This window comes from Variovorax sp. 05N34 (assembly GCF_056397405.1).
The window spans coordinates 65,866-83,117 of the sequence record NZ_JBFTNI010000008.1 but is presented as its reverse complement, the minus strand read 5'-3'; the positions used below and the strand labels follow the sequence as shown (position 1 = coordinate 83,117).

General features: G+C 64.1%; 13 protein-coding genes. 9 read left to right on the top strand and 4 right to left on the bottom strand.

Annotated features, from left to right (window positions below; genetic code table 11):
• Positions 1–4: 4 nt before the first annotated feature.
• Positions 5–2,017: a glucans biosynthesis glucosyltransferase MdoH gene (mdoH, locus tag AC1DMA_RS21460; RefSeq protein ID WP_478145441.1), complete on the top strand. Its 2,013-nt coding sequence runs from the start codon at positions 5–7 to the stop codon at positions 2,015–2,017.
• A gap of 166 nt (positions 2,018–2,183) precedes the next feature.
• On the opposite strand, the gene ffh is transcribed toward mdoH, so the two are convergent.
• The gene (gene ffh / locus AC1DMA_RS21455) at positions 2,184–3,542 is read right to left on the bottom strand and encodes a signal recognition particle protein (protein ID WP_478126027.1); all 1,359 of its coding nucleotides are present in this window, start codon (positions 3,540–3,542) and stop codon (positions 2,184–2,186) included.
• A 157-nt stretch (positions 3,543–3,699) separates the two neighbouring features.
• On the opposite strand from ffh, the gene AC1DMA_RS21450 reads away from it, so the two are divergent.
• From AC1DMA_RS21450 to AC1DMA_RS21415, 8 genes are all read left to right on the top strand, one after another.
• A complete protein-coding gene (locus tag AC1DMA_RS21450) occupies positions 3,700–4,512 on the top strand; it encodes a cytochrome C assembly family protein (protein WP_478126026.1) in 813 nt (270 codons plus the stop codon).
• A complete protein-coding gene (locus AC1DMA_RS21445; protein WP_478126025.1) occupies positions 4,509–4,751 on the top strand; it encodes a PP0621 family protein in 243 nt (80 codons plus the stop codon). The genes AC1DMA_RS21450 and AC1DMA_RS21445 overlap by 4 nt, the downstream gene beginning before the upstream one ends.
• Entirely contained in the window at positions 4,748–6,433 is a 1,686-nt protein-coding gene (locus tag AC1DMA_RS21440; RefSeq protein WP_478126024.1) for a sensor histidine kinase, read from the top strand. The genes AC1DMA_RS21445 and AC1DMA_RS21440 overlap by 4 nt, the downstream gene beginning before the upstream one ends.
• A gap of 25 nt (positions 6,434–6,458) precedes the next feature.
• Positions 6,459–7,973, top strand: coding sequence for a sigma-54-dependent transcriptional regulator (locus AC1DMA_RS21435; RefSeq protein WP_478145575.1), 1,515 nt, complete (start codon positions 6,459–6,461; stop codon positions 7,971–7,973).
• On the top strand, positions 7,966–8,556 hold the full coding sequence (gene ampD / locus AC1DMA_RS21430) for a 1,6-anhydro-N-acetylmuramyl-L-alanine amidase AmpD (protein WP_478126023.1): 591 nt from the start codon (positions 7,966–7,968) through the stop codon (positions 8,554–8,556). Before AC1DMA_RS21435 ends, ampD begins: the two co-directional genes overlap by 8 nt.
• 349 nt (positions 8,557–8,905) lie before the next feature.
• Positions 8,906–11,821, top strand: a complete 2,916-nt coding sequence (locus tag AC1DMA_RS21425; RefSeq protein WP_478126022.1) for a ribonucleoside-diphosphate reductase subunit alpha — start codon at positions 8,906–8,908, stop codon at positions 11,819–11,821.
• A 150-nt stretch (positions 11,822–11,971) separates the two neighbouring features.
• A complete protein-coding gene (locus tag AC1DMA_RS21420; protein WP_478145440.1) occupies positions 11,972–13,216 on the top strand; it encodes a ribonucleotide-diphosphate reductase subunit beta in 1,245 nt (414 codons plus the stop codon).
• A gap of 197 nt (positions 13,217–13,413) precedes the next feature.
• On the top strand, positions 13,414–13,914 hold the full coding sequence (locus tag AC1DMA_RS21415; RefSeq protein WP_478126020.1) for a histone H1-like DNA-binding protein: 501 nt from the start codon (positions 13,414–13,416) through the stop codon (positions 13,912–13,914).
• A gap of 91 nt (positions 13,915–14,005) precedes the next feature.
• On the opposite strand, the gene AC1DMA_RS21410 is transcribed toward AC1DMA_RS21415, so the two are convergent.
• From AC1DMA_RS21410 to prmA, 3 genes are all read right to left on the bottom strand, one after another.
• Positions 14,006–14,908, bottom strand: a complete 903-nt coding sequence (locus tag AC1DMA_RS21410) for a carbohydrate kinase family protein (RefSeq protein ID WP_478126019.1) — start codon at positions 14,906–14,908, stop codon at positions 14,006–14,008.
• Between the two features lie 54 nt (positions 14,909–14,962).
• A complete protein-coding gene (locus tag AC1DMA_RS21405; protein ID WP_478145439.1) occupies positions 14,963–16,258 on the bottom strand; it encodes a zinc-ribbon and DUF3426 domain-containing protein in 1,296 nt (431 codons plus the stop codon).
• Positions 16,259–16,326: 68 nt separating this feature from the next.
• Entirely contained in the window at positions 16,327–17,208 is an 882-nt protein-coding gene (gene prmA, locus AC1DMA_RS21400) for a 50S ribosomal protein L11 methyltransferase (RefSeq protein ID WP_478145438.1), read from the bottom strand.
• Between the last annotated feature and the right edge of the window lie 44 nt (positions 17,209–17,252).

Here is a 17,252-nt window from a genome sequence, read left to right as displayed (position 1 = left end):
AACGATGAAGCCCAACGAATTTTCCCAACTGAAGGTGCTGCCGGAAATCGAGTTTTCGCGCAGCAATCTCCTTCGCGAAGAGCGCCATCCGAATTCCGTGACGGCGCCACCCATCAATCGCGGTTCGATGACACCCCGCCCATGGCGCGGCTTCTGGAACAGCATCGGCACCGCGCTGCTGGTGAAGCTCGGCGCTGGCCGCGCGGCCAAGCAGACCAGCCGCGGGCCCGATTCCGGCGCGGTACTTCAGCCGTGGCAGCGTGCAGCAGCCCAGCGGCGCTTCGCGTTTGTTGCACTGGCGGTACTGAGCACCGTCATCGCTTCGACGCTGTTTGCACGCGTGCAACCCGACTACGACAACCTGTGGCTCGAGTACAGCCAGATCGCGCTCTACGGTGTGCTGTCGGGCTGGGTCGTGACCGGCTTCGTGACGGCGCTCATGGGCTTCTATGTCTCCGTGCGCGGTGACAAGCACGCGCTGTCGGCCAAGCAGGTCGCGAACCATCCGATGAATCCGGACGCGCGGACAGCGATCATCATGCCGATCTGCAACGAGGATGTGTCGACCGTGTTCGCCGGCTTGCGCGCGACCTGCGAATCGGTTGCCGCGACGGGCAACGCGGGGCAGTTTGACGTGTTCGTGCTGTCCGACAGCTACACGCCCGAGATCGCCGCTGCCGAGCGCGCTGCCTGGGAAGACCTGCGCGCCGCACTGGCCGTCAATTACGCGAACAACCCCAACCAGCCACAGGTGGAGGTCTACTACCGCCTGCGCACCCGCCGCACGCACCGCAAGGCCGGCAACGTTGCCGACTTCTGCCGCCGCTGGGGCAAGGATTACCGTTACATGGTCGTGCTCGACGCCGACAGCGTCATGAGCGGCGACTGCCTGAGCTCGATGGTCAAGCTGATGGAAACCAACCCGACCGCCGGCATCATCCAGACTGCGACCCAAGCCATCGGCCACGTCACGCTGCACGCTCGGGCGCAGCAGTTCGCCTCGCGCATGACGGGTCGGCTGTTTACGCTCGGCATGCAGTTCTGGCAGCTCGGCGAATCGCATTACTGGGGCCACAACGCGATCATCCGCGTACAGCCTTTCATGGACCATTGCGCGCTGGCGCCGATCCGTGGCAAGGGCGGCATGTCGGGCGGCATCATGTCGCACGACTTCGTCGAGGCCGCGCTGATGCGCCGCGCCGGCTATCACGTGTGGCTGGTCGCCGATCTGGTCGGCAGCTACGAGCAACAACCGCCGGACCTGCTGTCCGAGTTGCAGCGCGACCGCCGCTGGTGCCAGGGCAACCTGCAGAACGCACGCCTGATGGCGGAGCCGGGTCTGCATTCGGTCCACCGTGCGATGTTCGTCACCGGCACGATGGCTTATGTGTCGGCCCCGCTGTGGCTCGCATTCCTGACGCTGGGCACCGCCCTTTGGCTCACCGGTTCGAGCGTGGTCGAGCACTGGCTCTCCATGCCGATGGAGCTGGCTGGCCTGTGGCTCTGGACCTTGTGCCTGCTGTTCCTGCCTCGCGTGCTGGGCCTTGTTGCCGTGGTGCTGCGCGGCGAGCAACGCCAGTTCGGCGGCATCGGCGGCATGCTCAAGAGCGCTGCGCTCGAAAGCGCACTCGCCATCGTGCAGGCTCCGGTCCGCATGCTCGCGCACTCGCTGTTCGTGGTCGTTGCCCTCACCGGCATCAAGCTCGACTGGAAGTCGCCTCCCCGCGAAGCCGCTGCGGTGCCGTGGCGCATCGCCGTCGCTCAACTCGCGCCGATGACGGCCGTGATCGCCGCGCTCGCCGTGGGCATCGCACTCATCGACGCCAGCGCGCTCGCCTGGCTGATGCCTGTCGGCCTGCCGCTCCTGCTCGCGATCCCGCTGACAGTCCTCACCAGCCAGATCGCCTTGGGCAACTCCTTGCGCGACCGCGGCTTCCTGCTGATCCCCGAGGAATCCAGGTCCCCCGCCGTGCTGCGCCGAGCCTGGATGCACGCCGTGCGCCTGGCCAGATCCTAAGCACCAAGCCCCCAAATAAGAAAAGCCCGCATCGCGGGCTTTTCTATTTCCAGAGATACCGCGGAACCGGCTTAGCCGGGCCGCCGGTATCGCCCCCGGTAGGGGGTGGAGAGCGACACGAAGTGCGCGAGCCTGGGGGCGAGCCACATCCCCGCCTGGGGGCGAGTCACATCCGGGGCATGCCCTTCATGCCGCCCATGCGCTTCATCATTTTCATGAGGCCCCCGCCCTTCATCTTCTTCATCATCGTCTGCATCTGCTCGAATTCGTTGAGCAGCCGATTCACTTCCTGAACCTGTACGCCGGCGCCCGCCGCGATACGGCGCTTGCGGGTTGCCTTGAGCAGTTCGGGCTTGCGGCGCTCCAGGGGGGTCATGCTGTTGATGATGCCTTCCTTGCGCCGGATGTCGCGCTCGGCGCGGGTCATGTCGGCCTCCGTCGCCTTGGCGGCCATCTGCGCGGGCAGCTTGTCCATGATGCTGGAGAGCCCGCCCATCTGCTTCATCTGCTGCAGCTGGCCAAGAAAATCGTTGAGGTCGAATCCCGCGCCGCTCTTGACCTTGGCCGCGAGCTTCTGTGCCGCCGCCACGTCGACGCCCGCCGTGACCTGCTCCACCAGCGCGACGATGTCGCCCATGCCGAGGATGCGGCCGGCATGGCGCTCCGCATCGAACACCTCCAGCCCATCGATCTTTTCGCTGACGCCGGCAAACTTGATCGGCACGCCGGTAACCTGCCGCACCGACAACGCCGCGCCGCCGCGCGAGTCGCCGTCGGTCTTCGTCAGGATGATGCCGGTGAGCGGCAGCGCATCCTTGAAAGCCTTGGCGGTGTTGATCGCGTCCTGCCCCTGCATGGCATCGACCACGAACAGCGTCTCGATGGGATTGAGGGCCGCATGCAAGTCCTTGATTTCCTGCATCAGCACTTCGTCGATCGCCAGACGGCCGGCGGTGTCGACCAGCAGCACGTCGAAGAAGTGCCGCTTGGCGTGATCAAGCGCAGCACGGGCGATGTCGATCGGCTTCTGGTCAGGCGTGCTGGGAAACCATTCGGCGCCTGCCTGCCTGGTCACCGTCTTGAGCTGCTCGATGGCGGCAGGGCGGTAGACGTCGCCCGAAACCGTCAGCACCTTCTTCTTGCGCTTCTCGATCAGGTGCTTCGCCAGCTTGGCCGTGGTGGTGGTCTTGCCGGCGCCCTGCAGTCCCGCCATGAGAATCACGGCCGGCGGTTGCGCCACGAGATTGATGTCGGCCACGCCTTCGCCCATCGTGGCGGCCAGTTCGCGATTGACGATCCCGACCAGTGCCTGCCCCGGCTTGAGCGACCCCAACACCTCTTGCCCCAGCGCCTTTTCCTTCACGCGCCCGACAAAATCCCGGACGACCGGCAACGCAACGTCCGCTTCGAGCAGAGCCATGCGCACCTCGCGCAGCATGTCCTGCACATTGCTTTCCGTAATGCGGGCCTGTCCGCTCATCGTCTTGACGAGGCGGGAAAACTTTTCAGTAAGCGCGGTGGCCATTAAGAGGTACCTTGTTGTCCGGCAGAGACTAGCCGTATTCGTAGAAACACCGCGGAACCGGCTCCGCCGGGCCGCTGGTGTTGCCCCCCGGTCAGGGGGGTAGGCGAAGCGACACGAAGTGCGCGAAGCCTGGGGGGCGAGCCATTAAACTCAGCCGATGATTTTAGCGATCCCCTCCCCGCTCGGCGTGGCTCTGGGCATCGCCACCGCCGCCGCCTATGGCATCACTGCCGCAGCGTCTTCATGGCTCAGCCGATCATCCACGCAAGGGCTGCTCGCATTGGCATGGCTTCTGCACGCGCTTGCGCTGGGCTGGGGGCTCGGGGGCGGCACCCCGCACTTCGGCTTTGCGCCAGCGATTTCTATCACCGTGTGGCTGGTGCTCACGGTCTACGGCATCGAAAGCCGCATGTATCCGCAGCAACTCCACGTCTGGCGCGCGCTCGCAGTGCTGGGGGCTGTGGCGGTCCTGCTGGCGGTTTTGTTTCCCGGGACGCCGCTGCACGTCTCCGCCTCGCCGTGGCTGCCGCTGCATCTGGCGCTGGGCATTGCTTCCTACGGATTGTTCGGCGCCGCCGTGGTTCATGCGTGGCTCATGACGCGGGCCGAAAAGCAGATCCGGCTTGCCGCCGAAACGCCAAGCGGGCTCCCGCTCCTCACGATGGAACGCCTCACCTTCCGCTTCGTCGCGGCGGGCTTCGTGCTGTTGTCGGCCACGCTGCTGGCGGGCATCTTCTTCAGCGAGACGCTCTATGGCGCGACGGTCCGCGGATGGAAATGGGATCACAAGACGGTGTTCTCGATCCTCGCGTGGATCACTTTTGCCGTCCTGCTGATGGGACGCGCCCGCTTCGGCTGGCGTGGGCGCACGGCGCGGCGCGTGCTGTATGCCGGCTCCGCGTTGCTGCTGCTCGCCTATGTGGGATCGCGCTTCGTTCTCGAAGTCGTCCTCTCGCGCACGCCCTCATGAAATACCTGCTCGTTCTGGCCGTCATCGCCATTGCCATATGGTTCTGGCGCCGCGGCCGTCAGGAAGAAATGCGCTCGCGCGCACCCAAGCCGCAAGCCCCACCCGCCGTCGGGCCGCCGAAGGCCATGGTTCGTTGCGCCCACTGCGGCTTGCATCTGCCGGCCACTGACGCCATCACCGGCCCTGCTGGCATCTATTGCAGCGCAGCCCACCGCAAAGCAGCGGAAAGCCGCAGATGACTGCCTACCTGTGGTCGCGAGGCGAACCGGCCACCGATTGGAGTTCGCTCGAGAAATTCAACGCTGACAGTTCGGCGTTGCTGCGTCTTTGGCGCGGCTTCATGGCGGCACGGTGCTTTGTCGCGGCGGTGCTCCTGCTCCTTCCGGGAGTCGCCTTGGCGCTCAAGCAGCCCGTCCAGGCCCAAGGCATCGCTCTGACGATCTGCTATCTGATCGCGGTGCTGCTGGCCGCGCGGTATGCGCCTTTTCAACCGATTCGCAGGTTTGGCGGCGCGTGGCTGTCGACCATCGGCATCGACCTCGTCACGTTCACCGCGCTGCAAACACTGCAGGTGGGCGGCGTCAACTACACGCCCTTGTTCGCGCTTCCGGTGCTGATGGGGGCCGTGCTTGGCACCGGCGCAGTCGGGCTGGGCACCACTGCGGCAGCCACCCTCTTGCTGCTCGGCCACGCGGGCTGGTATTGGTTCGAGCAACCCGCAGACACCTCGCCGCGCTTTGTCCAGGCAGCTCTGACGGGCACCGGGCTCTTCGTGGTGGCCCTGATCGCCCACGAGCTGGCCCGCCGCCTCACGCGCGAGGAAGCCATGGCGCAGCGCAGCCGCAGTGCCGCGGAGATGCACGCGATGGTCAACGATCTCGTGATCGAAACACTGAGCGAAGGCGTGCTCGTGGTCGATGCCGCGGGCCGGGTGCATGCGGTCAATCCTGCAGCGGACGCGATCCTGGGCAACGGTCTCGCGCAGATTCCCCAGCCTTTCGCGCTCAGTGCCTATCCGGCCTGGGTGCCGCTTGCCCATCTCGCCCGCCAGACTTTTTCGCGGCGCGCGCCCCAGGCCACCGAGGTGCCGGTCGCGCAGCCGCAAGGCGCTCCGCGCGAAGTCCGCGTCCGCACACGCCTGACGCAGGCCCGGGACCTGCGCGCCGAAAGCCTCTGCGTGATGTTCCTGCAGGACTTGCGCGAGCTCGAAGCACGCATCCGCACCGAAAAGCTGGCGGCCATGGGCCGGATGTCGGCCGCCGTCGCGCACGAGATCCGCAATCCGCTCGCCGCGATCACGCAGGCCAGCGCCCTGCTCGGCGAGGATCTCGTCGACCCGGGTCATCGCCAGTTGACCACCATGGTTCAGCAGAACGCTCAGCGTCTGTCCCGCATCGTCGACGACGTCCTGGACGTGGCGCGGGCTCGGCAGCAACGCGTGCTGCCGCTGGGCGAGCAGGTATCGCTCGACCCGACGGTGCGCTCGCTAGCGGAGGAATGGGTCCAGCACGCGCAGCAGCAAGGCGTGTTGCTTTCGCTCGAAGCGGGCACCGACGTGCGTTTCGATGCAGAACATCTGCGGCGCATCCTCGTCAATCTGCTGGACAACGCCTCGCGCTACGCCGGGGACCGGGAGGGCTCGATCCAGGTGAGCACCCGGCGCAACGCGACAGGGCGCGCGACCCTTCAGGTCTGGAGCGACGGTGCGCCGCTCGAGCCGGCAGTGCAGCGGCATCTTTTCGAACCCTTCTTTTCCTCCGAGAGCCGCTCGAGCGGACTCGGACTGTTCCTGTGCCGCGAGCTGTGCGAGCAGCACGGCGCGACCATCGGCTATGAACGCAGGGCGCTTTCCGCGGCGGGCCCCGAAGGCAACGAGTTCTTTGTGGCATTTGCATCAGTTGAAAGTCGACTGACACAATAGCGGCGTGAGCACCCCCAACCCGCCCGTGTCGCAGCCTGCCCAGATCCTGGTCGTCGACGACGAGCCGGACCTGCGCACGCTGTATGAACTCACCTTGCTGCGCGAGGGCTATCGCGTCGAGGCGGCGGGCAGCGTGTCGGAGGCTTGGCAGCATCTCGACGCCGGCCGCTTCGATGCAGTGATCACCGACATGCGCCTGCCAGACGGCCTCGGCATGGAGATCCTCCAGCGCATCCAGCAAGACCAGCGCAGCGAGCGCTGTGTGGTGATGACCGCCTACGGATCAGCGGAAAACGCGGTCGAGGCCCTCAAGGCAGGCGCCTTCGACTACCTCACCAAGCCCGTCGACCTGAAGCAATTCCGATCGGTGGTGGCTTCTGCCGTACAGGCGCCTTCGCAGCCTGCGCCGATCCGGGCCGCGCGGCCGGCGGACGACAACAGTGTGTCGATCGCAACGACGATCGGAGACAGCGGCGTCGCAGCGCTCCAACGGCTGGTGGGCGACTCCGAACCCATGCGGCTGGTCAAGGCGCGCATTGCCAAGGTGGCGCGAGGCATGGCACCGGTGCTCGTGCGCGGCGAGTCCGGCACAGGCAAGGAACTGGTCGCGCGCGCCGTTCATGCCTGCAGCCAGCGAAGCGACGGACCTTTCGTGGCCGTGAACTGCGGCGCCATTCCCGAAAACCTTCTCGAAGCCGAATTCTTCGGCGCGCGAAAAGGCTCCTATACCGGCTCTTCGCAGGACCGCGACGGCTACTTCCAGGCGGCACGCGGCGGCACCCTGTTTCTCGACGAAATCGGTGACTTGCCGCTCGCCATGCAGTCGAAGCTGCTGCGCGCCATCCAGGAACGCAGCGTTCGCCCCATCGGTTCGACGCAGGAAGATGCCGTCGACGTCCGAATCGTGAGCGCGACCCACAAGGACCTGCATGCCGAAGTGCAAGCCAGCCGATTCCGGCAGGATCTCTTCTACCGGCTCAACGTGATCGAGATCGCTGTGCCTGCGCTGCGGGACCGTCGAGGCGATCTGCCAGCACTGTGCAACGCCTTGCTCGCGCGCATCGCCCGCGATGCCGGCATGCCGGTGCCCACGCTTTCCGCCCAAGTCCTGCAGAGGCTCGCCGAACATCCGCTGCACGGCAACGTTCGCGAGCTTGAAAATCTCCTGCACCGCGCGGTGGCGCTCAGCGATGGCGATGTGCTTCACCTCGATCTCATGGGGGGCGCAGGCACGGCAGTTCCGTCCGAATCCCAGCAGACGGGACCCGCGCCGCTTGCCGAGCCCGTGCCAGCGGCCGCCGCGGCCCCTGTCAGCATCCATCCCCGGACGCCGTCCGCCGTACCACGCGATCTGCAAAGCTATCTGGACGAGCAAGAGCGCCAGATCCTGGTGCGGGCGCTGCAGGAAACGGGCTTCAACCGAACTGCCGCCGCCGCGCGCCTCGGCCTGAGCCTGCGACAGATTCGCTATCGGATTGCGCGCCTGGGCATCACCACACCGCATGGCGACGATGCCAGCGGTCTAGGCGCCGATGAGTGAAGCCGACACAGCACTTTGGGAATCGGGGTGGTATCGCTTCGCTCGCCGCTTGCCGTCCCCCAATTTCGGGGCGCGACCCAGAGGCGCGAACATCGACCTGATCGTGCTGCATTCAATCAGCCTGCCGCCGGGACATTACGGTGGCGATGAAGTTCAGCAGCTCTTCACGAACAGCCTCGACTGGGATGCGCACCCTTATTTTTCGGGCATCCGCGGCCTCGAAGTCTCTGCGCATTTTTATGTGCGGCGCAATGGCGAACTGTGGCAGTTCGTGAGCTGCGACGATCGCGCATGGCACGCCGGCGCCTCGTGCTGGCGTGGGCGCGAGAACTGCAACGACGATTCGATCGGCATCGAACTCGAAGGGCTCGAAGGCGACGCCTTCGAGCAAGCGCAGTACGAAACCCTGGCCAGCCTTTGCCCATCGATCGCGCAGCGCTACGCGATTTCGTACATCGCAGGCCACGAACACATCGCTCCTGGCCGCAAGGAAGATCCGGGGCCGGGCTTCGACTGGCGCTTGCTTCGTGAGCAACTCGGCTGGCAACAGGCGATGTTTCCGCCGGCCGCGCTTGGCTCTTGAAGTTTTTTTCAATGGCAAAGTAACAGCCGATGCGCGGGCCTTGAGGCACGTGCGTACCTCCGTGGCTCGGCGGCAGCGCAGTATCCATGCGCTTTCCCAGCGTAAATCGGCCTGGAATGCGCATGGGCAGGGGACCTCGCTGCCTTGTCCCAACCGGGATGCGGCTTCGCTGCCGATCAAAAGGCCGGCGAGAATTTTCACATCCGTTGCTAATTGTCGAAAACGCTATATCTAGTGGCTTGTAGCCCTCTTTGCCACTAGATATAGTGTGCCCTGCCCCGGCACTCACTGCCGGAAACAGCGGCCCGACAACGCCGCACCGAACAAGAATCGCCCATACGAGGATCGCATGCAAACTGCACTGAACACCCCTTCCACCTCTCGCGCCGTACCCTCGACGCCGCAAAGCCGGGATGTCGCCGGCTCCCCCGCCGGCAACGCGCTGGCCCACTACCAGATCATCCGCCGCAATGGCGCGGTCGTGCCCTTCGAGCCGAACAAGATCGCCATCGCGATGATGAAAGCGTTCCTGGCCGTGCATGGCACGCAGGGCGCGGCTTCGGCCAGCGTGCGCGAGACCGTCGACACACTGACGCAGGCCGTCGTGCGCGCCATGGTGCGTTCGCGTCCGGGCGGCGGCACGTTCCACATCGAAGACGTGCAGGACCAGGTCGAACTCGGCCTCATGCGCGGCGGCCATCATGAGATCGCCCGCGCCTATGTGCTGTACCGCGAACGCCGCTCGCAGGAGCGCACCAAGCAAGGCGAACAGGACGCGCCCGTGGCCCAGCCCGCGCTGCACGTACTCGACCGCGGCGAAAGAGTCGCGCTCGACCTGAACGAGCTCAAGGCCCTCATCGAATCGGCCTGCACCGGCCTGGGCGACACGATCACGGCCGACCCGATCCTCGCCGAGACGATGCGCAACCTCTACGACGGCGTTCCGCTCGACGAGGTCTACAAGGCGTCGATCCTCGCCGCACGCACGCTGATCGAGAAAGATCCCGACTACACCTTCGCCACCGCGCGCCTGCTGCTGCACACGATCTTCAAGGAAGTGATCGGCCGCGAAGTGCCGCCAGCCGACCGCGCGCAAGCCTACGCCGACTACTTTCCCCAGTTCATCAAGAAGGGGGTCGACAACGAGCTGCTGGACGAGAAGCTGCTGCAGTTCGACTTGGCCCGCCTGGGCGCCGCGCTCAAGCCGGAGCGCGACATGCAGTTCGACTACCTCGGCCTGCAGACGCTCTACGACCGCTATTTCCTGCACGTGCGCAAGACGCGCATCGAGCTGCCGCAAGCCTTCTTCATGCGCGTCTCGATGGGCCTCGCGCTCAACGAGATCGACCGCGAAGCCCGCGCGATCGAGTTTTATGAAGTGCTGTCTTCCTTCGACTTCATGTCGAGCACGCCGACGCTGTTCAACAGCGGCACGCTGCGATCGCAACTGTCGAGTTGCTATCTCACGACTGTGCCCGACGACCTCGACGGCATCTACGAGTCGATCAAAGAAAACGCGCTCCTGTCCAAGTTCGCGGGCGGCCTGGGCAACGACTGGACGCGCGTGCGCGCCCTCGGCAGCCACATCAAGGGCACCAACGGCGAATCGCAAGGCGTCGTGCCCTTCCTCAAGGTGGTGAACGACACCGCCGTCGCGGTGAACCAGGGCGGCAAGCGCAAGGGCGCCGTGTGCACCTACCTGGAAAGCTGGCATCTCGACATCGAGGAATTCCTCGAGCTGCGCAAGAACACCGGCGACGATCGCCGCCGCACGCACGACATGAACACCGCGAACTGGATCCCCGACCTGTTCATGCGCCGCGTGATGGAAAAGGGCAACTGGACGCTGTTCTCGCCATCGAACGTGCCCGACCTGCACGACAAGTTCGGTGCCGACTTCGAAGCGGCCTACGTCGCCTACGAAGAAAAGGCTTCGCGCGGCGATCTCAAGCCAAGCCGCACCATCCCGGCCTCGGACCTGTGGCGCAAGATGCTCACGATGCTGTTCGAAACCGGCCATCCGTGGATCACGTTCAAGGATGCCTGCAACGTGCGCTCGCCCCAGCAGCACGCCGGCGTCGTGCATTCGTCGAATCTCTGCACCGAGATCACGCTGAACACCAGCGACACCGAAACCGCGGTCTGCAATCTCGGCTCGGTCAATCTGCTGCAGCACCTGAAGAACGGCAAGGTCGACCAGGAAAAGCTCAAGCGCACCATCTCGACGGCGATGCGCATGCTCGACAACGTCATCGACATCAACTACTACGCGGTCAAGAAGGCGCGCGACTCGAACCTGCGCCACCGTCCGGTCGGCCTCGGACTGATGGGCTTCCAGGACGCGCTGTACGAACTGCGCATTCCCTACGCCTCACAGGAAGCCGTTCAGTTCGCCGACGAATCGATGGAAGCGATCTGCTACTACGCCTACTGGGCCTCGACGGACCTGGCGCGCGAGCGCGGCAAATACTCGAGCTACAAGGGCTCGCTGTGGGACAAGGGCGTGCTGCCCTCCGACACGCTCGACCTGCTCGAGAAGGCGCGCGGCGGCTACGTGGAAGTGGACCGCTCGTCCACCCTCGACTGGGATTCGCTGCGCCAGAAGATCAAGTCCGACGGCATGCGCAATTCGAACTGCGTGGCCATCGCACCGACGGCAACCATCTCCAACATCATCGGCGTGGACGCTTCGATCGAGCCCTGCTTCGGCAACCTCTCGGTCAAGTCCAACCTATCCGGCGAGTTCACCGTCATCAACCATTACCTGGTGCGCGACCTCAAGCGCCTGGGCCTCTGGGACGATGTGATGGTGATGGACCTCAAGCATTTCGACGGCTCGCTGCGCCCCATCGATCGCGTACCGCAGGACATCAAGTCGCTCTACGCCACGGCGTTCGAGATCGAGACCACGTGGCTCGTCGAAGCCGCTGCACGTCGCCAGAAGTGGATCGACCAGGCGCAATCGCTCAACATCTACATGGCCGGCGCATCGGGCAAGAAGCTCGACGACACCTACAAGCTTGCATGGCTGCGTGGCCTCAAGACCACCTACTACCTTCGCACGCAGAGCGCGACGCACGCGGAGAAATCCACCGTGCAATCGGGTCGGCTCAACGCGGTGTCATCGGGCAGTGGCGATTCGTCATCGGGCATGAGCGCGCTCGAAGCCGCGGCACTCGCAGCACAAGCGCAGTTGAGTGCGATGCCCGCAACCGACATCGCATTCTGCGGCGTCGATGATCCGACGTGCGAAGCATGCCAATGATGTCGGCGTGAAGTGGAGGTCGTTTGCGGCATCGCCTGACAATTAGCGATGCAAGCGAACAACATAACGACAACATAATTGGAGCGCGATGTGAAGGAGCACTTTGCAACTCACATCGTTGCTCACATAATTTGAGCATTGGATTTTTCTATGTTGACCTGGGACGAAGAAGTCAAGCCCTCCTTGCCAAAGGATCTGCAACAAGGATTGCGGCACACATCGAACAGCGGCACGCAAGTCGGCCGCTCGTCGGAGTTTCCGACTTCGCAAATTGCTTCCCACATTTCTCCTGCTTCGCTTTCCCCCGTTTCGATTTCGTCGCCCGCCGTGCGCACGTTCGATGACGGCGCAGCGGTGCGACCCGCACCAGCAGCCACGCGGCGCGTCAACGCAGCAGACAAGCGCATCATCAACGGCCAGACCGACGTCAATCAGTTGGTTCCGTTCAAGTACAAGTGGGCTTGGGAAAAGTATCTCGCCACCTGCGCCAACCATTGGATGCCGCAGGAAGTGAACATGACGCGCGACATCGCGCTATGGAAAGATCCCAACGGCCTGACCGAAGACGAGCGCCGCATCGTCAAGCGCAACCTCGGCTTCTTCGTGACGGCCGACTCGCTGGCCGCCAACAACATCGTGCTGGGCACCTATCGCCACATCACGGCGCCCGAGTGCCGGCAGTTCCTGCTGCGCCAGGCGTTCGAGGAAGCGATCCACACGCACGCCTACCAGTACATCGTCGAATCGCTCGGCCTGGACGAGAGCGAGATCTTCAACGCCTACAACGAAGTGCCGTCGATCCGCGAGAAGGACCAGTTCCTGATCCCGTTCATCGACGCCATCAGCGACCCGAACTTCCACACCGGCACGCACGAAAACGACCAGACCCTGCTCAAGTCGCTGATCGTCTTCGCCTGTCTCATGGAAGGTCTCTTCTTCTACGTCGGCTTTACGCAGATCCTCGCGTTGGGCCGCCAGAACAAGATGACCGGTGCTGCCGAGCAATACCAGTACATCCTTCGCGACGAATCGATGCACTGCAATTTCGGCATCGACCTGATCAACCAGCTCAAGCTCGAGAATCCGCACCTCTGGACCGCCGAGTTCAAGGCGGAGATCAAGGCCCTCTTCATGAAGGCCGTCGAGCTCGAATACCGATACGCCGAAGACACGATGCCACGTGGCGTCCTCGGCATGAACGCCTCCATGTTCAAGGGCTACCTGCGGTACATCGCCAACCGGCGCGCACAGCAGATCGGCCTCGAAACGCTCTTCCCGAACGAAGAAAATCCGTTCCCCTGGATGAGCGAAATGATTGACCTGAAGAAGGAGCGCAATTTCTTCGAAACCCGTGTGATCGAGTATCAGTCGGGTGGCGCCCTGTCCTGGGATTGAATTTTTTCGACAAGAACAAAGTGAATTCAAGAATCGCCCTCACGAACGAATCGCACCGGAGAGTGCGGCATCGATGAGGGCTCAGGTGTTCATGGTGCTGGGGCTTGCTCCAACGCCATGAATCGCTTCACGCTGACCAACATGCGTGGAGTGCTTCAAAAGGTTGATTTTTTCAACTTGATCAAGGAGAAATAGAAATGGCAACTGCAAAGAAAGCTCCGGCCAAGAAGGCCGCTGCGAAGAAGGCTCCGGCAAAGAAGGTCGCGGCCAAGAAGGTTCCGGCTAAAAAGGTCGTAGCCAAGAAGGCCCCGGCGAAGAAGGCTCCGGCAAAGAAGGTCGCGGCCAAGAAGGCTCCTGCGAAGAAGGCGCCCGCCAAGAAGGTCGTAGCCAAGAAGGCCCCGGCGAAGAAGGCCGCAGCGAAGAAGGCTCCTGCCAAGAAGGTAGCAGCCAAGAAGGCTCCTGCGAAGAAGGCGCCTGCCAAGAAGGCCGCTGCAAAGAAGGCTCCCGCCAAGAAGGCCCCTGCGAAAAAGGCTGCAGCCAAGAAGCCTGCCGCCAAGAAAGCAGCGAAGAAGCCTGCTGCCAAGAAGGCCAAGGCGCCCGCCAAGGCTGCTGCAGCGCCTGCCCCTGCTCCCACTGCGGCGCAGACGACGCTGAACCCCCAGGCAGCTTGGCCGTTTCCTACGGCCAGCAAGCCCTGAGTTTCTCAGCAGCGCTTGAGGCAAAGCCCGGTACCGCAAGGTGCCGGGCTTTTTTATTTGTGCGGGGCTGGGCGGCTGGCCGCCGCGCAGGTCAGAGGCCGAGCGCCTTCAGGTCGACCTTGTAGTTTTGCGGGCCGCGTTGTGCGATCTTGAGCGCGCCCAACTGATTGCCCAGCGCCGCGCAGCGCGCGAGCGGCCAACCCTCTTCGAGGCCGAAGAGCAATGCGCCGCGCCATGCGTCGCCGCAGCCCGTCGGCTCGACGACTGCTTCCGGTGTCACTGCCTGCACATGCTCGCGTTCGCCGTTGACCCAGACTTCGCAACCCTCGGCAGCCAGCGTGACCACGAGGCCGCGCACCCGCTTCGAGATCTCCGCAAGGCTCCATCCGGTGCGCTGGGAAAGCATCTTTCCTTCGTAGTCGTTGACCACGACCCAGCTCGCCAGATCCACGAAGTGCGCCAGCTCCTTGCCGTCGAACATCGGCAGGCCCTGGCCCGGATCGAACACGAAGGGGATATCGGCCGCTTTGAACTGCTCCGCATGCTGCAGCATGGCTTCGCGGCCATCGGGCGCCACGATCCCGAGGCGGATGTCCTCGCGTGCTGCGATGCGCGTGATGTGTGCCTGCTGCATCGCGCCGGGATGGAATGCCGTGATCTGGTTGTTGTCGCGGTCGTTCATGATCATCGCCTGCGCGGTGAAGGTGTCCGCGACCTGGCGGACGAATTCAGTGCTGATGCCGAGCGAACGCAGGCGCTCCAGATAATCGGCACCGTCGCTGCCGACGGTTGCCATTGGCAAAGCAGTGCCGCCGAGTGCGTTGAGGCTATAGGCGATGTTGCCAGCGCAGCCGCCGAAATCGCGCCGCAAGCCGGGCACGAGGAACGACACGTTGAGGATGTGCAATTGATCAGGAAGAATCTGGTCGGCGAACCGGCCCTCGAAAGTCATGATCGTGTCGAACGCTAGGGACCCGCAAATCACTGCTGCCATGGATGATGAACGATGAACGTTGGTTGTTGAATGGAACGGAAGGCGAACAGAGGCTCAGGGATAGAGCGCTTCGAGCCGAAACCCGGCGACCGGCGGCAGGGACTGCACCTCGGGCCCGGTGAGCTTCAACGCGAGCGACGCCGCACGCTCCGTGCGGGCCGGTAGAACGACCGGCGCGCCGAATTCCGCCGGCATAAGCACCCGGCGAACGACGGCTCTCTCCTGAGTGTCGAGAAGCGACAGCTCGACGGCCGGCATCGCAAGCGGCACGTCCGCGGCATTGCGAAGCGTGAAGCTGAGCTGATAGCCTTCGTCGTTCTTGCCGCGCGCGAACGACGCGCCGTCGACCTTGATGTCGTTGATCTGGCGCAGCGCGGAGAGCTCGCAGCCCAGCAGCTTGCACATCGATGCGAGCGCGGGCCGAGCCGCGGGCTGGCGAGCGGCGATCAGGTCGCGCTCTTGATAGACCACCTGGGCCGCCAGCAACGCGGCAGCAAGAATAGCGAGTACGACCATCGAACGCCGCACTGCTGGGCCCTGCCAGAAGCCTCTCTTTTCTTCTGCGCCGAAAAGCGAGGGGATGTCCGTTGCACTGGCTTCGCGCGCTTCGGGTTCGCTGGCGGCAAGAATCACAGGTGCGGCATCCGCAGCCGCGGCCTTCTGCTCGCGGGCCTTCGCTTTGGCAATCTTGGCGGACTTGATGTGCGCACGCCGCAATGCCTTTTGGAACTGGACGTCGGTGGCGACGTCCAGCAGCGCGCCTTCTGAGTTCGCCTTCACCGCTGAAGGCGAAGGCGCCGGTGAAGGTGCGGGGACGGGCGAAGACAGGCTCAGGTCGATATCGGGAAAAGAAATCGGCGGTGGGAGAGGTGGACGCACCGCGATGCGACCCTCATCCTCCAGCGTCAGAGATTCCGGATCAGGCCAGTGCTTGTCATCGGCAAGCCTGGGCGGCAGAGGCGAGGCGTCTTTTGCGGACTCTTCAGGGGGGTTGAATTCAGGAGCTTCCGAGACCTCCGGAACATCAGAGAGCTCCGGGTGCGACGGTTCGTGGTCGTCGTCGAAAAAGTCTGTATCCGCTTCATTCCGAGCGGCTTCTTCGGGCTCGGGAACGGGTTCAGGATCGGGCTGAGCTTGAGCCTCGACATCGCCATCGATCGTTGCTGGCGCGGCCGCTTCGTCAACCGTGGTTTCTTCAGGCGCCGCCGCAGTGGTGTCGTGCAATTCAATCGTCGCATCGAACACCTCGCTGCAGCGCCCGCAGCGCACCCATCCGTCCGAAATGCGAAGCTGGTCCCTCACCACCTTGAAAGTGGTGGCGCACGCAGGACAGCGGGTGACCAGACTCATGTGGCGAAGATTGTAGGGGTGGCACCCACCCGAAACCGGCTGGTCGCGACGCGGACCCGTTCGGCGAGCTAGATGCTCTCCATCAAGATCCAGCCGTCCTCACTGTCGCTCACCTCCAGCGTCGCATAAGGGGCGTAAGCCAGCTTGAGCTCGTCGGCCTGGCGCTCGAGGATGCCGGCCAGCACCAGCGTGCCGCCCGATGCGACATGGGCGCACAGCAGCGGAGCCAACACCTTCAGCGGCGTCGCGAGAATGTTTGCGAGCACGATCTCGTAGCGGCCCGTCGCGGCCTCGGGCAGCCCTGCGTTCAGATTCACGCCGTTGGCCTCCGCGTTGAGCCGCGTCGATTCGACCGCTGCTTCATCGATGTCGACCGCATCGATCTGGACAGCGCCGAACTTCGCCGCCCCGATCGCGAGGATGCCCGATCCACACCCATAGTCGAGCACGCGACGGCCAGCCAGATCCCCCTGCGATGCGATCCACCGCAAACACATGCGCGTGGTCGGATGCGTGCCGGTGCCAAAGGCCAGCCCCGGATCGAGCCGAATCACCTGCTTCGCCTGAGTTGGGGGCTCATGCCAGGTCGGAACGATCCAGAACTCGGGCGTGATCTCGACCGGCGAAAACTGCGACTGCGTCAGCCGAACCCAGTCCTGCTCGGGCACATCGACCACGCCCAGAATGCTGCACCCGTCGAAGAAATCCTGCGCAGCCAGCACCGAAGCCGCTTCGCGCGCCAACTGTTCGGTGGCAAACAGGGCGATCACCCGTGACCGTTGCCAGCCTTCCTTGGGCGGAGGCATGCCCGGCTCACCAAACAGCGCCTGCTCCGCATCCGTCTGCGCATCCGCATCTTCAACCGAGACACTCAGCGCATCCAGCGCATCCAGCGCATCACTCACAGTCTCGACGTGGTCCTCAGGCGCAAGCAATCGAAGTTCAAACACACCCAGCTCCTTTCACCAGCAACCTCACCCAATTCGAGAAACAC